Annotated in this window: 16 protein-coding genes; 8 read left to right on the forward strand and 8 right to left on the reverse strand. The window is 74.7% G+C overall.

Going from position 1 to position 18789, the window contains the following annotated elements; all coding sequences use genetic code 11:
* Positions 1 to 14: 14 nt before the first annotated feature.
* Genes AB0E98_RS04220 through AB0E98_RS04235 form a run of 4 tightly spaced genes read right to left on the reverse strand, consistent with a single transcriptional unit; the run spans position 15 to position 5072 of the window.
* Positions 15 to 1766, reverse strand: coding sequence for an ATP-binding cassette domain-containing protein (locus AB0E98_RS04220; RefSeq protein WP_361698408.1), 1752 nt, complete (start codon positions 1764 to 1766; stop codon positions 15 to 17).
* Positions 1763 to 2611, reverse strand: a complete 849-nt coding sequence (locus AB0E98_RS04225) for an ABC transporter permease subunit (protein WP_361698410.1) — start codon at positions 2609 to 2611, stop codon at positions 1763 to 1765. Before AB0E98_RS04225 ends, AB0E98_RS04220 begins: the two co-directional genes overlap by 4 nt.
* The gene (locus tag AB0E98_RS04230) at positions 2608 to 3549 is read right to left on the reverse strand and encodes an ABC transporter permease (RefSeq protein WP_361698412.1); all 942 of its coding nucleotides are present in this window, start codon (positions 3547 to 3549) and stop codon (positions 2608 to 2610) included. Before AB0E98_RS04230 ends, AB0E98_RS04225 begins: the two co-directional genes overlap by 4 nt.
* Complete coding sequence (locus AB0E98_RS04235) at positions 3546 to 5072, reverse strand: ABC transporter substrate-binding protein (protein ID WP_361699321.1); 1527 nt, start codon at positions 5070 to 5072, stop codon at positions 3546 to 3548. The genes AB0E98_RS04230 and AB0E98_RS04235 overlap by 4 nt, the downstream gene beginning before the upstream one ends.
* 387 nt (positions 5073 to 5459) lie before the next feature.
* Between AB0E98_RS04235 and AB0E98_RS04240 the strand changes: the two genes are divergently transcribed.
* Genes AB0E98_RS04240 through AB0E98_RS04260 form a run of 5 tightly spaced genes read left to right on the forward strand, consistent with a single transcriptional unit; the run spans position 5460 to position 11462 of the window.
* Positions 5460 to 6464 (forward strand): TauD/TfdA family dioxygenase, encoded by a 1005-nt coding sequence (locus AB0E98_RS04240; RefSeq protein WP_361698414.1) that lies wholly within the window; start codon positions 5460 to 5462, stop codon positions 6462 to 6464.
* A gap of 46 nt (positions 6465 to 6510) precedes the next feature.
* Positions 6511 to 7542, forward strand: a complete 1032-nt coding sequence (locus AB0E98_RS04245) for an ornithine cyclodeaminase family protein (RefSeq protein ID WP_361698416.1) — start codon at positions 6511 to 6513, stop codon at positions 7540 to 7542.
* The gene (locus AB0E98_RS04250; protein ID WP_361699323.1) at positions 7539 to 8906 is read left to right on the forward strand and encodes a Y4yA family PLP-dependent enzyme; all 1368 of its coding nucleotides are present in this window, start codon (positions 7539 to 7541) and stop codon (positions 8904 to 8906) included. The genes AB0E98_RS04245 and AB0E98_RS04250 overlap by 4 nt, the downstream gene beginning before the upstream one ends.
* 46 nt (positions 8907 to 8952) lie before the next feature.
* A complete protein-coding gene (locus AB0E98_RS04255) occupies positions 8953 to 10017 on the forward strand; it encodes a cysteine synthase family protein (protein WP_361698418.1) in 1065 nt (354 codons plus the stop codon).
* Between the two features lie 8 nt (positions 10018 to 10025).
* A complete protein-coding gene (locus AB0E98_RS04260) occupies positions 10026 to 11462 on the forward strand; it encodes an MATE family efflux transporter (protein ID WP_361699325.1) in 1437 nt (478 codons plus the stop codon).
* 59 nt (positions 11463 to 11521) lie between these two features.
* Here AB0E98_RS04260 and AB0E98_RS04265 read toward each other — a convergent pair whose 3' ends face one another.
* Positions 11522 to 12472: a ScbA/BarX family gamma-butyrolactone biosynthesis protein gene (locus AB0E98_RS04265; protein WP_361698420.1), complete on the reverse strand. Its 951-nt coding sequence runs from the start codon at positions 12470 to 12472 to the stop codon at positions 11522 to 11524.
* 106 nt (positions 12473 to 12578) lie between these two features.
* On the opposite strand from AB0E98_RS04265, the gene AB0E98_RS04270 reads away from it, so the two are divergent.
* Positions 12579 to 13208, forward strand: a complete 630-nt coding sequence (locus tag AB0E98_RS04270; RefSeq protein ID WP_361698422.1) for a ScbR family autoregulator-binding transcription factor — start codon at positions 12579 to 12581, stop codon at positions 13206 to 13208.
* Positions 13205 to 14143 (forward strand): NAD(P)-dependent oxidoreductase, encoded by a 939-nt coding sequence (locus AB0E98_RS04275; protein ID WP_361698424.1) that lies wholly within the window; start codon positions 13205 to 13207, stop codon positions 14141 to 14143. The genes AB0E98_RS04270 and AB0E98_RS04275 overlap by 4 nt, the downstream gene beginning before the upstream one ends.
* Positions 14144 to 14380: 237 nt before the next feature.
* Here AB0E98_RS04275 and AB0E98_RS04280 read toward each other — a convergent pair whose 3' ends face one another.
* Complete coding sequence (locus AB0E98_RS04280) at positions 14381 to 14968, reverse strand: TetR family transcriptional regulator (RefSeq protein ID WP_361698426.1); 588 nt, start codon at positions 14966 to 14968, stop codon at positions 14381 to 14383.
* A 236-nt stretch (positions 14969 to 15204) separates the two neighbouring features.
* Between AB0E98_RS04280 and AB0E98_RS04285 the strand changes: the two genes are divergently transcribed.
* Entirely contained in the window at positions 15205 to 16425 is a 1221-nt protein-coding gene (locus tag AB0E98_RS04285; protein ID WP_361698428.1) for a transposase, read from the forward strand.
* 98 nt (positions 16426 to 16523) lie between these two features.
* Here the strand turns inward: AB0E98_RS04285 and AB0E98_RS04290 are convergent, their stop codons facing one another.
* Entirely contained in the window at positions 16524 to 17756 is a 1233-nt protein-coding gene (locus tag AB0E98_RS04290; protein WP_361698430.1) for a NikS protein, read from the reverse strand.
* A gap of 34 nt (positions 17757 to 17790) precedes the next feature.
* Complete coding sequence (locus tag AB0E98_RS04295) at positions 17791 to 18759, reverse strand: cysteine synthase family protein (RefSeq protein WP_361698432.1); 969 nt, start codon at positions 18757 to 18759, stop codon at positions 17791 to 17793.
* Positions 18760 to 18789: the final 30 nt, after the last annotated feature.

Consider the following 18789-nt stretch of genomic DNA (forward strand, 5'->3'; position numbering starts at 1 on the left):
CCGGTTACCGTCTGTCAATCCGGCGGCGCGACGCGGCCTTCCGCCAGGAAGAGGACGGTGTCGGCGTACGCGGCGACGAGGTGCGGCTCGTGGCTGACGAGGGCGAGGGCCAGCCCGCGCTCGGCCCTGAGCCGGGCGAGCAACTCCATGACCGCGACGGCCGTGGCGGGGTCCAGGGCCGAGGTGACCTCGTCGCAGAGCAGCACGTCGGGGCGCGGGGCCAGGGCACGGGCGATGGAGGCGCGCTGACGCTGCCCGCCGGAGAGCTCGTGGGGGTGACGGCGCGCGTACTCGGGCGGCAGGCCGACGTCCCGCAGGAGCTCGGCCACGCGCTCCGCGGTCTTTTCGCGGGGGACGATCCGGTGCAACCGCAACGGGCGGGCGAGCGAAGCACCGATGGTACGGGCGGGGTTGAGGGCCCCGAGCGGGTTCTGCGGCACGAGCTGGATCCGGCGCCGCTCGTCGCGACCGCGCGCGCGGACACGGGTGGGCAACGGCGCGCCGTCGAGGGTGAGCTCGCCGTCGTCGGCGGGCCGCAGGCCGGCGAGGACCCGCAGCAGGGTGGTCTTGCCGGACCCGGAGGGGCCGACGATGGCGGCGACGGTGCCGGGTGCGACAGCGAAGTCCACGCCGTCCAGAGCGTGTCGGTGCGTTGTCGCGCTGCCGCGTGTGGGGGTGGGCACGGGGGCGGGGGCGGCGAAGGTCACGCGGACGCCGCGGGCGACGAGGCCGGTGCGGGGTGCGGAAGGCTCGCCGCCGGGCCGGGGCGGAGGCGTGGGCAGCGGGCCGCCGGACCCGGGCGCGGCCTGGGGCGCGGGCCGGCGCACCGGCCCGCGCGGGGGCGCGGCCCCCAGCGTGTTCGTGCCGAGGTCGACGACGTCGTCGGCGCAGCGTGCGGCGAGTTCGGGGTCGTGGCAGGCGAGGGCGACGGCGATGTGGCGGTCGGTGGCGACGTGTCGCAGGAGGTCGGCGATCTCGTCGCGGAGCGCGGGGTCGAGCCCCGCGGTGGGTTCGTCCAGGAGCAGGACGTCGGGGGTACGGGCCAGGGCACGGGCGAGGGCGACGCGGCGCTGCTGGCCGCCGGAGAGGGCGGCGGGCCGGCGGTCGGGAAGCCCGTCGTCGACGGACAGCCGGCATTCCGCCAGCAGTTTCCTCACGTCGGCCGGGCTCGCGCCGGTGGCGAGCTCGGCGACGAGGTCGCGGACCCGCATCCGGGGGTTGAGCCCGGAGCCGGGGTCCTGGCCGACGAACGCGAGGCGGTGACGCCGCAGTTCGCGCAGCCGCGCTGGCGTCAGGGCGAACACGTCCTGGCCCAGGACACGTACGCTCCCCCGGGTCACGCGCGCTCCTGGGGGCAGGTCACCGAGTACGGCGCGGAGCAGCGTCGTCTTGCCGGAACCGGAGGGCCCGGTCAGGACGGTGATCCGCCCCCGGCGCAGCGTGAGCCCGGCGGGGGCGAGCAGTACGGGGCCGTCGGGGATGCGGACTTCGAGTCCGGCGACGTCGGCGACGACCGGGGCGTCGCCGGCGCCCGGGCCGGGGGCCGTACCGTCCGCGGTGTCCGCGGCGGATTCGGCGCCGTCCGGGGCGGAATCCGTGGAGGCCGGGACGGAGCCGACGGCGCCCCGGGCATCCGGAGCCGAACCAGTCGCGACCGCGGCGGAATCCGCGGCGCCCGGAGTGGACTCGGCGACGTCGCGGACGAGCCCGGTGCGCTCCGGGGCGGGGTCGCCGTGGCCCGCCCCGCGTCGAGGCGTCGTCGTCATCGTGCATCGCCTCCCCGCGGTGCCGCGCCACCGCGCGTCCGTGGGGCGAGGGTGTTCGCGGCGAGGTTGGTGGCGATGGCCAGGGCGGCGATCGCGGCGGCGGGGGCCACCACCGACCAGGGGTTGAGGAGGATGCCGGGGGCGTTCTCCCGGATCATCAGGGCCCAGTCGGCCTCGGGTGGCTGCGGCCCCAGCTGGAGGAAGCCCGCCATCGAGATGACATAGACCGCCTCGACGAACCGCAGCCCGAACAGGGCCAGGACCGTGGCGCGCAGATTGGGCAGGATCTCGCGGAGCGCGACGCGCCACAGCCGTTCGCCGCCCGCGACGGCGGCCTCGACGAATCCGGCGCCGGCCAGGGGCGCGGCCGCCGCGGCGACGACGCGTACGGCGTAGGGGGTGCCCAGGATGACGGCGGCTGCCGTGACGGCCAGGCGCCGGCCGCCGGGCCAGGCGAGCGCGAGGAGCATGAAGCCCAGCACCGGCGGCACGAGGATGACCAGGTCCGCGGTGCGTTCGATGAGCCTGCCCAGCCGAGGGGCGAGCACGGCGACGCAGCCCAGGACGGACGCCAGGCAGGTGACGACCACGGCCACCACGAGCGCGCCGGCGATCAGCGCGTCGCCGCCGTGCAGCAGCCGGCTGAGGACGTCCCGGCCGAGTTGGTCCCCGCCGAGGACCGCGCCGTCGCCGGGTCCGGCGTAGGGGGCGGTGACGGGGGTGTCGAGGGGGTGCGGGGCCAGCAGCGGGCCGGTCAGCGCCAGCAGGCCGACGACGATGCCCACGGCGGGGGCGGCTGCGCACAGGCCGCGCCGGCCCCGGCCGAAGAGGACGAGGGCGCTCATGGGTGGGCTCCTACCGTGCGGGCGCGGACGACGTCGGCGAGGAGGAGCACCACGGTGATGACGGCCGCGGCGCAGGCGACGACCCCGGCGATGACGGGCGTGTCGCGGTCGGCGACGGCTCCGGCCAGGACGGTGCCGATGCCCGGGTAGTTGAAGAGGGTCTCGACGACGACGGCCCCGCCGAGCAGCATGCCGGTGGAGGTGGCGAAGCCGGTGGCGACGGCGGGCAGGGCGCCCGGGAGCGCGTGGCGCAGCAGCACCCGGTGGGCGGGCAGCCCGTCGAGGACGGCGGCCTCCACATGGGGGGTCGCGGCCTGGTCGGCGAGGGCGGCGCGGACGACTCGGGTGTTCCAGCCGGTCTGGGGCAGGGCGAGGGCGAGGACGGGCATGACGAGCATCGTCCAGTCGGCGGGGCCGCCGTCGGCGCCGGTGAGGGTGGCGGCGGGGAGCCAGCCGGTCCACAGCGAGAGCACGAGCAACAGGCAGACGGAGACGACGAATTCGGGGAGGGCGAAGGCGGCGGTGGCGGTGACGTCGACGATCCGGTCGACGGGTCCGCCGGGCCGGGCGGCGGCCCAGCAGCCGAGGGCCAGCGACAGCAGGACCGTGAGGACGAACGCGGTGCCGCCCAGCAGCAGGGTGTTGGGGAAGGGCGCGGCGAGCAGGTCGGTGACGTGCTGTCCGCGCGCGGAGGTGCCGAGGTCGCCGGCGGGCAGGGCGGTGATCCAGTCCCAGAAGCGTTCGGGGAGGGGCCGGTCCAGGCCCAGCAGGTGCCGTCGCGCCGCGACGCCGGCGGCGCCCTCGCCTCGGTCGGAGGTGGCGGAGGCGGCGTCGCCCGGCAGTAGTTCGATCGCCGCGAAGACGACGGCGAGGAGGGCGACGAGCAGCAGGAGTCGCCGGCCCAGGAGCGTGGCGGCCCGCGCTGTGCCGGAGGTCACCGGGCGAGCCAGGCGTTCTCGAGCTGGACGCGCCCGTAGCCCGGGAGCGTGGGCAGGCCGCGGACCTTGGCGGCGGCCAGGTCGATGCCGTCGGCCATGCCCCACAGCAGATAGCCGGAGCGTTCGTGCTCGATCCGCTGGAGCTCGCGCAGCTTGCGGGCGCGCTCGGCGGTGTCCTTGGTGCCGAGGACGTCGCGGTAGGAGGCGTCGAAGTCCTTGTCGGAGAAGTTCGCCTCGTTCTGTCCGGCGCCGGTGACGAGGGTCTTGGAGGCGAAGAAGACGACGGAGTCGTTGGTGCCCCAGTAGTTGGTGTAGAAGTCGCCCTTGAGCCAGGTCCTGTCGTAGAAGGTGCCGGACTCCTGTTTGACGACATCGACCTTGATCCCGGCCTCGCGGGCCTGGGCGGCGAAGAGGGTGGCGGACTCGGCGAGGCCGGCGATGTCCTCGGTGGTGACGAGGTCGTAGGTCTTCCCGAGGTCGAAGTTCGCCTCCTTCAGGAGCCGCTTGGCCTTGTCCAGGTCGCGGGCGCGCCGGGGGATGTCCTTGGCGTAGGCGGGGTCGGCGGTGCCGAGGATGTCGTTGGCGACGGTGCCGTAGCCGGAGAGCACCTGTTTGACCATGGCCGGGCGGTCCACGACGAGCTTGAACGCCTCGCGGACCCTCGGGTCGGCGAAGGGGCTGCCCTCGGAGGTGCGCATGACGATGGGCATGGCCATGTCCTGGGGCCGGCGGATGACCTGGACGTCCTTGCGGGCGGCGGCCGTGCGGCCGGCGACGGCGCCGGCGTTGGAGGCGAGGTCGATCTGGCCCGCCAGCAGGGCGTTGGCCATGGCCTGGGGGCTTTCGAACATGGTGACTTCGATGGCGTCGAGGAGGACCTTCCCGCCGTGCCAGTGGTCGTTGCGCACGAGGCGGGCGTTGCCGTTGCGGTACCAGTCGAGCTTGAACGGTCCGGTGCCGGGCGCCTTGGGCAGGTCCTTGTCGGCGGTGTCCTTCTTGAGGACGAAGGTGGAGAGCCGGGTGAGCAGCGGGAGTTCGGCGTTGGCGTAGTCGGAGACGAGGACGACGGTGTCCTTGCCGTCGGCCGTGATGTCGTCGGCCTTGATGCCGGGCAGCCGGGCGGCGCCGGCGGGGGTGTTGCGGAGCCGGCGCAGGGACCAGACGACGTCGTCGGCGGTGACGGGCGTGCCGTCGTGGAAGACGGCCCCCTTGGCGAGGGTGAAGCGCCAGGTCCTCAGATCGTCGGAGGGGGTCCAGGAGGCGGCGAGGCGCCCGGCCGTGTTGGCCTTCGCGCCGGGGGCGGTGAGCGTGTCGTACACGAGGGCGATGACGAGATAGTCGCTCTCGTTGCCCTGATTGCCGTGCGGATCGCGGGTGATGGCGGACGTCCGGCCCAGCGCGCCGACGCGCAGGGTGCCTCCGGGGCGCGGCTGGTTTCCGGTGTTCGAGGGGGCCGTACCGCCGCCACCCTGGCAGGCGGTGAGCAGTGCGGCCGAGCCTATGGCGGCTCCGGCCAGCAGCATCTGGCGCCTGGTGAAGTCCACGTCGTCCTCGATCCGGCAGATGGGGGTCACTTCCGAGCTACTTAGGCTTGCCTACCCTAACTGCGACCGTCGCCGCAAACCCGGCTGACCTATGCATGGATTCCGGCCAGGGCGCCAGCCAACCCCCTTGATTTACGGGCCCATCGCCCGAAAACGGACCAAGCGGGTAACCCGTGAGTTAGGTTTGCCTTACCTAACTTCTAGCGGTACGTTTCTGGCCAGCCCCCGACGCCACGGGCCGGCGGCCACACCCCCTCCGCCACCTCCCCACCCCTGCCCGCAGCGCGGCCCGCCGCCGTGCCATGCCCGTATGCCCGCGTCGCCCCTTCGGACTGCACACCCCGCTACGGAACGGAAGATCGCGCCATGAGCACGGGAACCGCACCCGTCCACGCCCCCGTCCGCCTGCTCGACGACGCCTCGGTCGATGAACTGCACCGCGCCGCCGAGGAGATCCTCACCTCCTTCGGCACCTCCGCCACCTCCCCCGGACTCCTGCGGCGAGTCCGGGAGTCCGCCGCCGCCCTCGGCCCCGCCGTCCGGCGGCAGTGCCGGCCCGTGGACACCGACGCCGGCCTGTTCGTCCTGCGCGGCCTGCGCGTCGACGACGCCCGCATCGGCGACACGCCGGGAAGCTGGCGCACCGCCGGCGACTCCGGCGCCCACCACGACATAGCCCTGCTCCTGCTGGCCACCGTCATGGGCGACCCCATCGCCTGGGAGGGCCAGCAGGAGGGCCGCTTCGTCCACAACATCGTCCCGGCCCCCGGGCACGAGCGGGAGCAGACCGGCGCCAGCAGCAGCGTGCTCCTCAGCCCGCACACCGAGGACGCCTTCCACCCCGGCCGCGCCCATCTGCTGATGCTCACCTGCATGCGCAACCACGACGCCATCGCCACCACCGCGGCCAGCGTCCGCCGGGTGCGCCTCGACGACGCCACCGTCGAGGAGCTGACCCGCCCCGCGCTGCCGATCCTGCCCGACGACGCCTACTCCGAGGCCCAGGGCTTCGCCGGGGAGCCGCCGCGCGTCCCCGCCCTGTGGCGCTCCCCGGACGGCCTCACCCTGCGCTTCGACCCGGCCTACACCCCACTGGCGGACGCCGGCCCCGAGTACCGGGCCGCCTACCGGCGGCTGGAGGAGGAACTCGCCCGCGTCTCCGTGGCCGTGAGCCTCTCCCCCGGCGACGTCCTCGTCGTCGACAACGACCTCGTCGTCCACGGCCGGGTGCCCTTCACCGCCCGCTACGACGGGACCGACCGCTGGCTCAAGCGCGCCTCGGTCCGCGTCCCCGGCCGCCGCACCCGCCCCGCCGCCGAGGCCGCCGAGCACGGCTACGGACAGGCCGCCCTCGAAGCCCACGCCGCCTGACCAGGCCCGACCCGGCCCGACCCCGTACGGACACGAAGGGACCCCCATGACAGACACCGCCCCCGCCGACCGGGGCCACGACTCCGCCCGAATACGCGACGACAGGACCCTGACCGTCCTGTCCACCAGCGACGTGGCGGGCATCGACATCGCCCCCGCCGACGTCCTCGCCACCGTGGAGAACGCCTACCGCACCCTGGCCGCCGGCCGCTCCGACAACCCCCGCAAGCTCACCGTCAAGCCCGGCGACGGCCACTCCGTCGCGTACGCGATGCTCGGCCGCGACGGCTCCCGCGACGTCGTCGCCGTCAAGACCTCGTACAAGCACGGCCTGCACAGCCCCCGCGACGAGCAGCACTACTACACCACCCTCACCCTCTACGACGACGTCACCGGGCTGCCCCTGGCGATGATGGACTGCGGCCGGATCGGCGCCCTGCGCACCCCCGCCGTCTCCGCGCTGCTGGCCCGCGAGTGCGCGCCGCCCGGGGCGCGCGCCGCGCTGGTCATCGGCACCGGCACCCAGGGCCGGCTGGCCCTGCCGTTCCTGCTGACGGCGCTGCCGGACCTGGAGCGGCTGATGCTCCACGGCACCCACCCCGACGGGATCACCGCCGTCCGCCGCCAGTTGCGCGCCCACTTCCCCGGCCGGGACGTGGAGATCGTCACCGATCTTCGGGAGGCCGCCGGGGCCGCCGACGTCGTCGTCGCCACCGCCGGGCCCCACACCCCCGCCGCCGTGGAGGCGTCCTGGCTGCGGCCCGGCGCGCTGGCCGTCCTCGTCGGCCACGGCCTGGCACCGTCCACGCTGCACGAGGCCGACCGCGTCGTGGCCACCAGCGAGGCCCAGATGCGCGTCACCGGCACCGACATGGCCGGTGCCGATGGCGAACTGCCAGCCGTCGACGCCGAGTTCCCCGCCGTCCTCGCCGGGGACGCCCCCGGGCGCACCGCACCGGACCAGCGGATCTTCGCCTATAACAGCGGTCTGGTCGTCACCGACATCGCGCTCGGCCACCGCTTCGCCCAACTCGCCCTCACCCAGGGCCTGGGAACGCGGGTGCCGCTGTGGCAGTGACGACCACCGGCACGGCCGCCGCCCCGCCGCTGCCCGCCCACCCGGACGCCCGGGCCTCGGCGGTCCTCACGAGCGGGCTGCTGCAAGAGCTCTCCTACGCCTTCGACGGGCCGTTCCACTTCCTGCTCCCCGACCGCTTCGACACCAACCTCGCCGCCTTCCGCGCCGCCCTCGCCGAGGCAGGCGTGGCGGGCCGGGTGTACTACGCGAAGAAGGCCAACAAGGCGGCCGTGTGGATCGAGCGCTGCGCGGCGACGGGCGCGGGCGTGGACGTCGCCTCCGCCGGTGAGCTGCGCGAGGCCCTCGCCCACGGTGTGCGCGGCGAGGACATCACGGTCACCGGCCCCGCCAAGCACGAGCAGTTGCTGCGCGTCGCCGTGCTCCAGGGCGCGCTGATCGCCGTCGACTCCCCCGCCGAGCTGGACCGGATCCTGGCGCTGACCGGCGGGACGGCCCGCCCGGCGCGGGTGCTGCTGCGCCGGCTGCCGCCGGACCAGCCGCACAGCCGCTTCGGGCTCGACGACGAGGAGACGGCCGCCGCCCTGCGCCGCTGCGCGGCGGCCGGCCCGGCCGTGAGCATGGAGGGCTTCAGCTTCCATCTGTCCGGGTACGCCCTGCGGCCCCGCGCCGACCTGACCGGCCGGCTCGTCGACGAGTGCCGGGCGGCACGGGCCATGGGCCTGCGCGCCGACCGGATCAGCATCGGCGGCGGCTTCGCCGTCGACTACGCCGCAGCCGACGACTGGCACGGCTTCCTCGCCGAGCAGCGGCCCGAGCACTACCACGGGGGCAAGTCGTTCACGGCGGGCGACTTCTACCCGTACCACTCCCCGCTGGCCGGCGCGGACGTCCTGCGGGCCGTCCTGGCCACCACCCCCGAGGGGCACTCCACCAGCCTCGCCCGGCTGCTCCGGGCCGCGGGCGTCACCCTGATGCTGGAGCCGGGCCGCGCCCTGCTGGACCGGGCGGGCTCGACCGTCTTCCGGGTCCAGGGCGTCAAGGAACGGGACGGCTACGCCGTCCTGACCGTGGACGGCAGCAGCCTCAGCCTGTCGGAACAGTGGTTCGACAGCGAATACCTGCCGGATCCCGTGCTCCTCACGGCGTCCGGTCCCGCCGAGGGCCCCGCCGTCGTCGCGGCCTGCGTGGGCGGCGCGACGTGCCTGGAGTCCGACATGGTCACCTGGCGCAAGGTGCCGCTGCCCGCCCGGCCCCGGGAGGGCGATCTGCTGGTCTACCCCAATACGGCCGGCTATCAGATGGACTCCAACGAATCCCCCTTCCACGACCTCCCACTGCCCCCCAAGGTCGTCCTCGACCGTCTGACGGGGCGGCCGCGCTGGCGCCTGGACCGCCACTCCTGACCCTCACCCCCGTGAAGCCCCTCACCACACAGGAGCCCCTGATCCCATGAACGCGGCACTCACCGCCCGCCCCGCGCCGGTTCCCCCGTCCGCCGCGCCCGCCCGGCCCGCCGTGGTCACCCGTGTCTCCGAACTCATCGGCCACACCCCGCTCCTGGAGCTCTGCCGCACCGGAGACGGCAGCCGGCTGCTACTGAAGCTGGAGATGTTCAACCCCATGGGCACCGCCAAGATCCGGATGGCCCGCCGGATGGTGCTGGACGCCGAGGCCCGTGGCGAACTGCGCCCGGGCGGCCGTATCGTCGAGTCGACCTCCGGCAACACCGGCCTCGGACTGGCCGTCATGGCCGCCGAGCGCGGCTACGCCTTCACCGCCGTCGTCGACAACCACGCCTGCGCCGACAAGCTGCGCGCGATGCGCGCGCTGGGCACCGAGCTCGTGTACGTCACCGACGACGGCACGGACGACCTGGCCACCGCCGCCCGGGAGGAGCTCGCCGAAAGCCTCGCCCGGGGGCAGGACAACACGATCTTCACCGAGCAGCACAACAACCCCAGCAACGGCGTCGGTTACGCGGCCGTCGCCCATGAGCTCCACGACGCCCTCGACGGCCGCGTGGACGTCCTCGTCGCCGCCGTCGGCACCGGCGGGGCCCTGTGCGGCACCGCCCGCGAGCTGCGCCGGCTCGTCCCGGAGGTGCGGACGGTCGGGGTGGAGCCCAAGGGGTCCGTCGCCTTCGGCGGGCCCGCGCACGACTACTACCAGTCGGGCACCGGCACGCCCGAGGGCGCCGGGATCGGCGCGCTGGTCGACTTCTCGCTCATCGACGAGGGCGTCAAGGTCGGTGACGTCGAGGCGTTCGCCACCTGCCGCGCGGTGGCCCGCACCGGCCTGCTCATCGGCGGCTCCGCCGGCGGCGTCGTCCACGAGGCGCTACGGCTGCTGCCCTCGCTGCCACCGGGCAGCACAATGGTCGCGCTGATCAACGACGGCGGCGAGAAGTACCTGGACACCGTCTTCGACGACGACTGGATGGCCGCCCGCGACCTCCTCGACCCGGTCGTGGAACGCGAGATCGGCGACCTCCTCGCCACCCTGCGCGGTCGCTGATGCCCGCGATGCCCGCCGCCCCGCTCCGGCTGCTGCGCGACGGCCGGGCCCTGGCCGTCCTCGCCGTCCCGCTCGTCCTCACCCAGCTCGCCCAGGTCGCGCTCACCACGACCGACACCGTGATGATGGGCCTGCTCGGCACCGGGGAACTGGCGGCGGGCGGCCTGGCCGTCGTCGTCTTCAACCAGTTGCGCACCATGGGCGTGGGCCTGGTGACCTCCGTCGGCAACCGGGTCGCCGCGGCGGCCGCGCGCGCCGAGGCGTCCCCGGGAAAGCCCGGATCCCCCGAGGAGCCCGGCTCCCCGGGGCCGGACGACGAGGTGACCGCCGTCGCCCGGGCCGGGCTCGCGGTGGCGACGCTCGCCGGCGTCGCCGGGGCCGTCCTCATGGTCGCCATCGGCCAGTGCCTGTCCCTGCTGGGCCAGGACGCGGACGTCGCCCACCGGGCCCGTTCGATGCTGGTGGCCCTCGCGCCGGGGCTGCTGCCGTGCCTGTGGTTCCAGGCGGTGCGCCAGTTCACCGTCGGCATGCGCCGGCCGCAGGCGCTGCTGCGGATCACCCTGGCGTCCGTGGCCGTCAACGCGGGCCTCAACTGGGTGTTCGTCCACGGCACCTGGGGTCTGCCCCGGCTGGGCCTGACCGGCATCGGCGTGGCGACGTCACTGGTGTACCTGCTGTCCTTCCTGGCCCTGTACGCCTCGACGCGCCGGGACCCGGTGCTCGGCCCGCGCCTGAGCCTCTCTCTGCTGAGCGCCGACCGTGCCACCGTGCGGCGGCTGATCGGGCTGGGCGTGCCGATCGCGGCCACCTACGGCTCGGAGGCGGGGTTCTTCTCGCTGACCGCGCTGATGGCCGGTTCCTTCGGCAGTGCCGCGCTCGCCGCCCACACGGCCGTCAACCAGCTCGTCTACATCGTCTTCCAGGTGGCCGTGGGGCTCTCCCACGCCGCCTCGATCAATGTCAGCCGTGAACTGGCCCTGGGGGACCTCGCCGCGGCGCGGCGCCTGAAGAACACCGCGCTGGCCTGCGCCGCCGCCGTCATGACGGTCGTCGGCCTCTGCTACCTGGCATTCCCCGGCCCGGTCCTGCGCCCGTTCCTCGACTCCGGCGCGGCGGGGGACGGCGACGCCCTGTCCATCGCCACCGGACTGCTCGCGGTCGTCGCCGTCCTCCAGTTCTTCGACTGCGCGCAGAACATCGGCGTCGGCCTGCTGCGGGGTCTGGACGACACCAAGGGCGGCTTCCGCGCGACGCTCGTCGGCTACTGGCTCGTCGGGCTGCCCGCCTCGCTCCTCCTCGGATACGCGGCGGACCTGCGCACCCTCGGCCTCTGGCTCGGGCTGCTGGCGGGCCTCGCCACGACCGCGGCCCTGCTGCTGCGCCGCTACGCCGCGGGCCTGCGCACCCGGGGCGGCGCGGTCCCCGAGGCGGTGCCCGCGGGCTGACCGCGCCACGGGCCCGGTCCCGTACGGGCGGTTCGCGCCCGCCCGTACGGGACCGTTCCTCAGGCTCCGGCCGTGCTGATGACGACCGCGGAGAACGCCTCGCGGTCGTTCTGGCGTGCCGTGACCCGGGTGCGGGTGAGGGAGCCGTCCTCCTCGGGGAGGACGGTCGCCTCTATCCAGCAGGGGCTGTCGAACTCCACGTACTGGCTGAAGACGGACGTAAGGCCCAGGACGGCCCCGTGGTCGGGGCCCGTGGCGGCGAGCGCGGCCTGGCGGGCGGCTTCGAGCAGCAGCATGCCGGGGGCGTGGTCGACCGGGTGGTCGAAGAGCACCGGGTGGCTGGGGTCCACGCGCAGCTGCCAGAGGCCGTCGGCGTCGGTGGGCGAGAGGACCACGTCGTGGAAGCGGTCGCGGCCGACGCGCCCCGGGGCCAGGGGCGGGGCCAGCGGTACGGCCCGGGAGACGACGGAGGGGTCGCCGTACTCGCCGCGCAGCCGTCGGTAGACGGCCGGGGCGTGGCTGGTGAAACGGGCCCGGGCGGTGCCCAGCGGGACGCCGTCGCGCAGCGCGGTGACGTCCATCACCAGGGCGGAGAGCCGGCCCTGACGGCGCTTGACGTCACTGCACGCGATCCGCAGCTCCAGCTCGGCGGGGGTGGCGGCCACGGCCGTCGCGGCCGGGTGGAGCTCGTAGCGGAAGTGGTCCCAGATCAGGTGGTGGCCGAACGGGGTGTCATAAGCCAGGTGGGACAGCAGGGGGATGGCCTGCCGTACGGTCTCGGCGAAGAGGAGCGGGTCGTAGTGGCCGTCGACCGGGGTGTAGAAGCCGTGGGTCCGCGGCCACTGGGCGCCGATCGTGAAGGTGTCGTCGGCGACGCGCTCCCAGCCGGTGAGGAGGACCTCGGCCAGGGCCGCCTTGTGGACGTACTGCCGGGGCACACAGGTGCCGAGGCCGTGCGGCATGACGGTGGTGGTGATCGAAACGGGTGCTTGCTGAACGAGATGGTGCATGACCGACTTCCCGGACGCTCTGACGCTGCTGCTCTGTTTCTGACGCTGGAGCCGTAAGATAAAGGGTGTTCGTTTTGTTTGTCGATAGATGACAGGTGGTTACCTCATGGCGAGGCCCAGGCAGGACCGCGCGGTGAGGACCCGCGCCGCCATCCTTCACGCGGCCGCGGAGGTCTTCGACGAGTTCGGGTTCAGCGGCGCCAGCGTCAGCAAGATCATCAAGCGGGCGGACGCCACCCAGGGCGCGATGTACTTCCACTTCAAGTCCAAGGAGGACCTCGCCCGGGCGGTCATGAACGAGCAGGGCGAGGGCATCGTGATGCCCGAGGGCGAGGCCGGCCTCCAGCACCTGATCGACATCACCCTCCACCTGGCGACCGAGCTCCAGACCAATGTGCTGCTGCGCGCCGGCGTCCGGCTCGCCGTCGAGCAGGGCGAGTTCGGCGTCCGGGACGACACCGCCTACCAGGACTGGGCCGCCCGCTTCCACGAGGAGCTGGTCGCCGCCCGGGACGAGGGCGAGCTCCTCCCCGACGTGGACGAACGGGAGCTGGCCTGGGTCCTGGTGAGCTGCTACACCGGCACCCAGCTCTTCTCCCAGGTCTCCACCAACCGCGCCGACCTGCCCGAGCGAGTGGCCCTGCTGTGGCGCTACCTGCTGCCCGGCGTCGCCACGCCGGAGACCCGCGCACGGCTGGTCACCGTCCCGGGCCCGGCCGGGAAGGGCCGCCGGTGAGCGGGCCGCTGATAGCCCTCACCGGCGCCACGGGGTTCATCGGCTCCGCCGCGCTGCGCGAACTCGGCCGACGGGGCGTGCGCGTACGCGCGCTGACGCGCCACCCCCGCCCGGACGGCGACCCGCTCGTGGAGTGGGTTCCCGGCGACCTGACCGACCCCGGCTCGCTGCGGGGACTGTGCGAGGGGGCCGACGCCCTGCTCCACCTGGCCTCCTGCGTCTCCTCGGACGAGAGCCTGTGCGAGGCGGTCAACCACCGGGGCGCCGTCGCGCTGGCCGCCGAGGCCCGCCGGGCGGCGGTGCCCCGCGTCGTCGCCCTGTCGACCGCCGCCGTCTACGGCCCCGGGCCGCACACCGGGCCGGACGTCGACGCGATCCGGCCCGCGCCCGCCTCGCCCGCGAGCCGCACCCGCCTGGCGGGCGAGGCCCCGATGCTCGAGTGCGGGGCCGCGGTCCTGCGCCCGGGGCTGGTGCTGGGCGCGGGCGACCGCTGGGTGGTGCCGGCCCTGGCCGAGCTGCTGCGCCGGGTGCCCGCGCGCTGGGACGGCGGGCGCGGCCTGCTGTCGGCCGTGGACGTCACCGATCTGGCGCGGCTCGTCGCGGAGCTGGCGTGCGGCCCGCGCGCCGTGCCGGCGGGCGTCCACCACGCCAGCCACCCGGACCCGGTGCGCAACGGCGACCTGATGGACGCGCTCGCCGAGCACGCCGTACTGCCGCGCGCCGGGGCCGACTGGCCGTGGGCGCGCTGCCTGGAGAGCCTGCGCGGCAACCCCGGACGGATGAGTGAGCGTCAGTTCGCCCTGCTCGCCCGCGACCACTGGTACGCGAGCGCGGAGGTGTGGCGGGCGGCCGGCTGCCCGCCGGGGCCGGGCGTCCTCGCCCGGCTGGAGGCGGCGGCGCCCTGGTACCGGCGGCACCTGGCGCCGGCGGGCTAGGCCAGGGCTAGGCCGTGTCCGGCGGATCTTCGTCACGCGGCCACCACGGCGCCCCGTCAGGGGCGCGGGGAACTGCGCGACACGCCACGACGCGCCCGCAGAGGGAGTGCCGCGCTTCGCCCGGACCCCCGGGGCCGCGCGTCGACTGCGGGCCGTCGGTGGCCGATCGCGCAGTTCCCCGCGCCCCTGACGGGGCCGCACCGGCACTCGTGGGCTGCGGACGCGCGGCCCCGCCGGTCAGCCGCGGACCGGGAGGAGCACCAGGTCCCAGATCCGGGCGAGCTGCCCGCCGACGTCCACCGCCGGGCGCCCGGCGTCGGCGGCGGAGGCCCGTATCTGCGCCTCCGCGCCCACGATCAGATGGCTGACCAGGTCGGCGACCACCTCGGGGCGCGCCACCGGGGGCAGCGCGCCGGCCGACCGGGCGCGCTCGATCAGCTCGTGCACGGCCGGCAGCCACGCGGAGGTCCAGGCCCGGCCCCCGGCGCGCTCCCGGGTGAGCCGGGCCGCCGAGCGGACCAGCGGCTCCTCCTCCATCAGCGCGGCGAGCGCCAGGGTGAGCGCCACCAGGCCGTCCACCGGGTCGCCGTCCGGCGTCAGGGCATCGCGCACCCGGGCCTCCGTCAGGAGCCACCCCTCGTCCAGCACGGCGTCGGCGAGTTCGCCCTTGGTGGCGAAGTGGAAGGTCAGCGCCCCCATGGACATCTCGGCCGCCGCGCGGATCTGGGACAGGGACGTGCCCTCGTAGCCGTTGCGGTCGAAGGCGCGGGCCGCGGCCCGGACGAGCGCCGAACGGGTCCGTACGGCGCGCTCCTGCATGGCCATGATCCCTCCAGACGTTCACTGCCATAGGCCATGGGACCGCGCCATGGCGGAACGACGGCTTCAACTTGCCGGTGGGCGACCGGCGTTCAATCACCTTACGGCCATGATCGACAGGGTCGGCACCCTCCATGGGTTTCCAAGGTCACATGCCCGGGGGTTTTGAAAACAAAGCGATCGTTCTCTATTCTTTCGTTCGCGGCCGGCGCCATACCGTCCGCGTCAGAAGGGACCGTGCGATGGCTGTGCACCATTCGACCCGCCCGTTCACCCCGGGCACCGCTCCACTCGTCTCCTTCGCCGAAGAGGTCTTCGGCTACCTGCCCCGCGCCGACCAGCGGCGCTGGGCCCACGCCTATCTGGAGGGGCTGCTCTCCACCCCGGGCAAGAAGACGGTCCGCCGCCTGGCGGCCGCCGTCTCCGCCTCGCCCACCGCCTCGCAGTCGCTGCACCAGTTCGTCAACGCCAGCCCGTGGGACTGGGGCCCGGCCCTGCGCTCGCTCGCGCACTGGACCCTGCGGCGGGCGGTCCCCCGGGCCTGGACGATCGGCACGGTGGTCATGCCCAAGCGGGGCGAGAGCTCGGTGGGCGTCCACCGCCGCTTCGACCCGGCCTCGGGCCGCACGGTCAACTGCCAGGTGGGCGTGGGGATCTTCCTGTCCACCGAGACCGAGCCGGTGCCGCTCGGCTGGCGGATCCTGCTGCCCTCCCGCTGGACCGACGACGACACCCTGCGCGAGCGGGCCCGCATACCCGAGTCCAGCGTGGGCGACCGCCCCGCTTCGGCGCAGGTGCTCGACCTGGTCCACACGCTGCACTCCCGGACCACCGCCACTCCGCTGCCCGTCGTCGCCGACATGACCTCCTGCACGGAGGCGGGCTCGCTGATCCGCGGACTCGGCCGCACCGGCTGCGACTTCGTCGTCGCCGTGCCCGCCTCCCTGGCCGTGCTGCCCGGCGGCCGCTCGCGCGGCGAGGACCACGACACGCCCGTCCCGGTGCGGAGGCTGGTCTACCAGGGCGACGGCTTCGGCGAGGTCCCCGCCCTCCTGGGCACCCCCGGCCCGGTCCCGGGCGGACAGCCCCGGCGGCTGCTCAACACGCTGGTCCGGCTGCCGGAGCGGCCCGGCACCCGGACGGGCACGGACGCGACGCCCCCGGTCTTCCGGGCGTTCGCGCGCCGGGTCCCCGGCCGGCAGGCCGACGAACCCGTGTGGATCACCAACCTCACCCGGCACTCCGCCGAGGAGCTCATCGCCCTCACCGGGCACCACGCCCGTACGGCCGGCGCCCTGCGGATCCTGGAGGACGACTTCGGGCTGCGGGACTTCGAGGGCCGGTCCTTCCCCGGCTGGCACCACCACATGACGCTGGTCTCCGCCGCCTTCGCCTACAGCCGGCTGGCCGACGCGGCCGCCGCGCGCACGGACCGGCCGCTGGCCGTCGTCCGGTCGGCCTGAGCCGCCGCGCGGCCCCGGCCGGCCGTCGCCCGGTCCCGCCGCCCGGTCCCGCCGCCCGGTCCCGTCGCCCGGCCGCGTCCTGCCCGCGTCCCGCCCGCTCAGCGGATGTCGAGCCCCGCGAGGAACCACTCCTCCAGCGCCCGGATCCGCGCTTCGCACTCCGCGCGGTCCACGCCCGCCACCACGAAGGCGGCCAGGAAGTCCCCGGAGTGCCAGGCCTCCTCCATCCGGTCCCCCGGCGCCGCGAAGTACTGGTGCTTGACCACCCCTTCGGGCATTCCCTCCGGATCGGGCATCCGGTGGACCGTGCCGGGCCGCCGCGTGAAGAGCAGCTGACCGCCGATGCGCTCCGGCCGCCCGCCCCCCTCGTACCCGAACGGGAGCCCCAGCTGGCGGCGTACGGGCGGCTCGGCGGGGTCGAAGCCGAACATCGCGCGGTGGACGTCCCGGACGCCCGCGCCGCCGGCGCGGCAGGCGGCCTCGCACAGCACCAGCTCGTCGTCCGGGGTGTGGAACACCTCGATGTGGAAGGCGAAGTGGTCGCTGCCGCCGAACTCCTTCAGCAGCCGCTCGCCGAAGGCCATCAGCCGGTGGCGCAGCGGGTCGTCGGCGTCCAGGGCGATGTCCATGCGCCCCTCGCGGTCGGTGTAGTCGGCCAGGACGTAGGTGTAGCGCGAGGGCCACATGGTGACGACCCGGCCGTCGAGGACCACGCCGTCGATGTGGCACATCCCGCCCTCGACGAACGCCTCCACCAGCCAGGAGGGCTCCTCGTCCGGTGCGGCGAGGTGGTCCCCGGCGAGCCAGTCGGCGACCGCTGCCTCCGTGCGCAGCACGGCCAGGTCGATGGAGCCGGCGCCGCGCCGGGGCTTGACCACCACGGGCAGGCCGTGGGCGGCGACGAAGTCCGTGAGGTCCTGGGGGGCGGTCAGGAGCGCGTGGCCGGCGACGGGGATGCCGGCGCGGACGGCGGCGCGCTTCATCTCCCACTTGTCGCGGTAGGGCACGACGTCCTCGGGGCGCGGGCCGGGCAGGCCGTAGCGCACGCGCAGCCGGGCGGCGCGCTCCAGGTCGTTCTCCTGGCAGGCGACGATGTCGGTCACGCCGTACCGCTCGATGAGCTCGGCGGCCCGTTCGGCGACGCGGGGGCTGGTGTCGTAGCCGGGCAGCGCCTCGGCGTGGGCGAAGGGCGCGGCGGTCGGCAGTTCCTCACCGTGCACGTCGAGTTGTTCGCTGGAGGCGAGGACGACGACGTCCGCGTCGTAGCCCTCCATCCAGCGCTCGTAGGGGTTGGCGCGGAACGATCCGCGGTGCAGGACCAGGGCGGTCATACGGTCACCTCGTGATGGGCGGACGGGGGGGCTTTCAGGACTCGTTCCAGAGGCTGACGTAGCGCTCGCCGGTGTCGGGCAGCACGGTGACGATGGTCTTCCCCGCGTACTTGGGGAGCCGGGCCAGCCGGGCGGCGGCGTCCACGGCGGCGCCGGAGGAGACGCCGACGAAGAGGCCCTGCCGGGTGGCCAGGGCCCGCGCGGCGGCCAGCGCGTCGTCGTCGCTACAGGTCAGCACATGGTCGATGAGCGACTCGTCGGTGGTGGGGGCGACGAAGCCGCCGTTGAGGCCGGGGATGCGGTGCTGGCCGCCGAAGCCCCGGGAGAGGACGGGCGAGCCCTCCGGCTCCACGGCGACGACCTCGATGTCCGGGTTGCGCTCCTTGAGGTAGCGGGCGCAGCCGGTGATGGTGCCGCCGGTGCCGACGCCGGCGATCAGCACGTCCACCTTCCCGGCGGTGTCGGCCCAGATCTCCGGGCCGGTGCTCTCGTAGTGGGCCAGGACGTTGTCGTCGTTCTCGTGCTGGCGGGAGTACCAGGAGCCGGGCGTTTGCGCGTGGATCTCCTCGGCCTTGGCGATGGCGCCGGGGAAGCCGTCCTCGCTGGGCGTCTGCACGACCTCGGCGCCCAGCGCCTTCAGCAGGCCCACGCGTTCGGGGGTGGCGCTGTCGGGCAGGACGACGACGCAGCGGTAGCCGCGGGCGGCGGCGAGGGCGGCCAGCGCGATGCCGGTGTTGCCGGAGGTGGACTCCACGACCGTGCCGCCCGGGACGAGGTCGCCGCGCTCCTCGGCGCCGAGGATCATACGCAGCGCGGGCCGGTCCTTGCTGCTGGAGAAGGGGTTGACGGACTCCAGCTTGGCGAGGACCTCGACGGACGGGTCCGCGCCCTCCGGGTACAGCCTGACCAGGGGGGTGCCCCCGATGAGGTCCTCCAGGCCGTCGGCGATGCGGCGGGTGCCGGTGGTGACGGGGCCGGGATGTGCGGTGGCGGCAGCGGCCATGGGTGGGTCTCCTACTCGAAGCATGGTGGG

The sequence above is a fragment of the Streptomyces sp. NPDC037389 genome (assembly GCF_040636475.1).
GTDB classification, from domain to species: domain Bacteria; phylum Actinomycetota; class Actinomycetes; order Streptomycetales; family Streptomycetaceae; genus Streptomyces; species Streptomyces hesseae.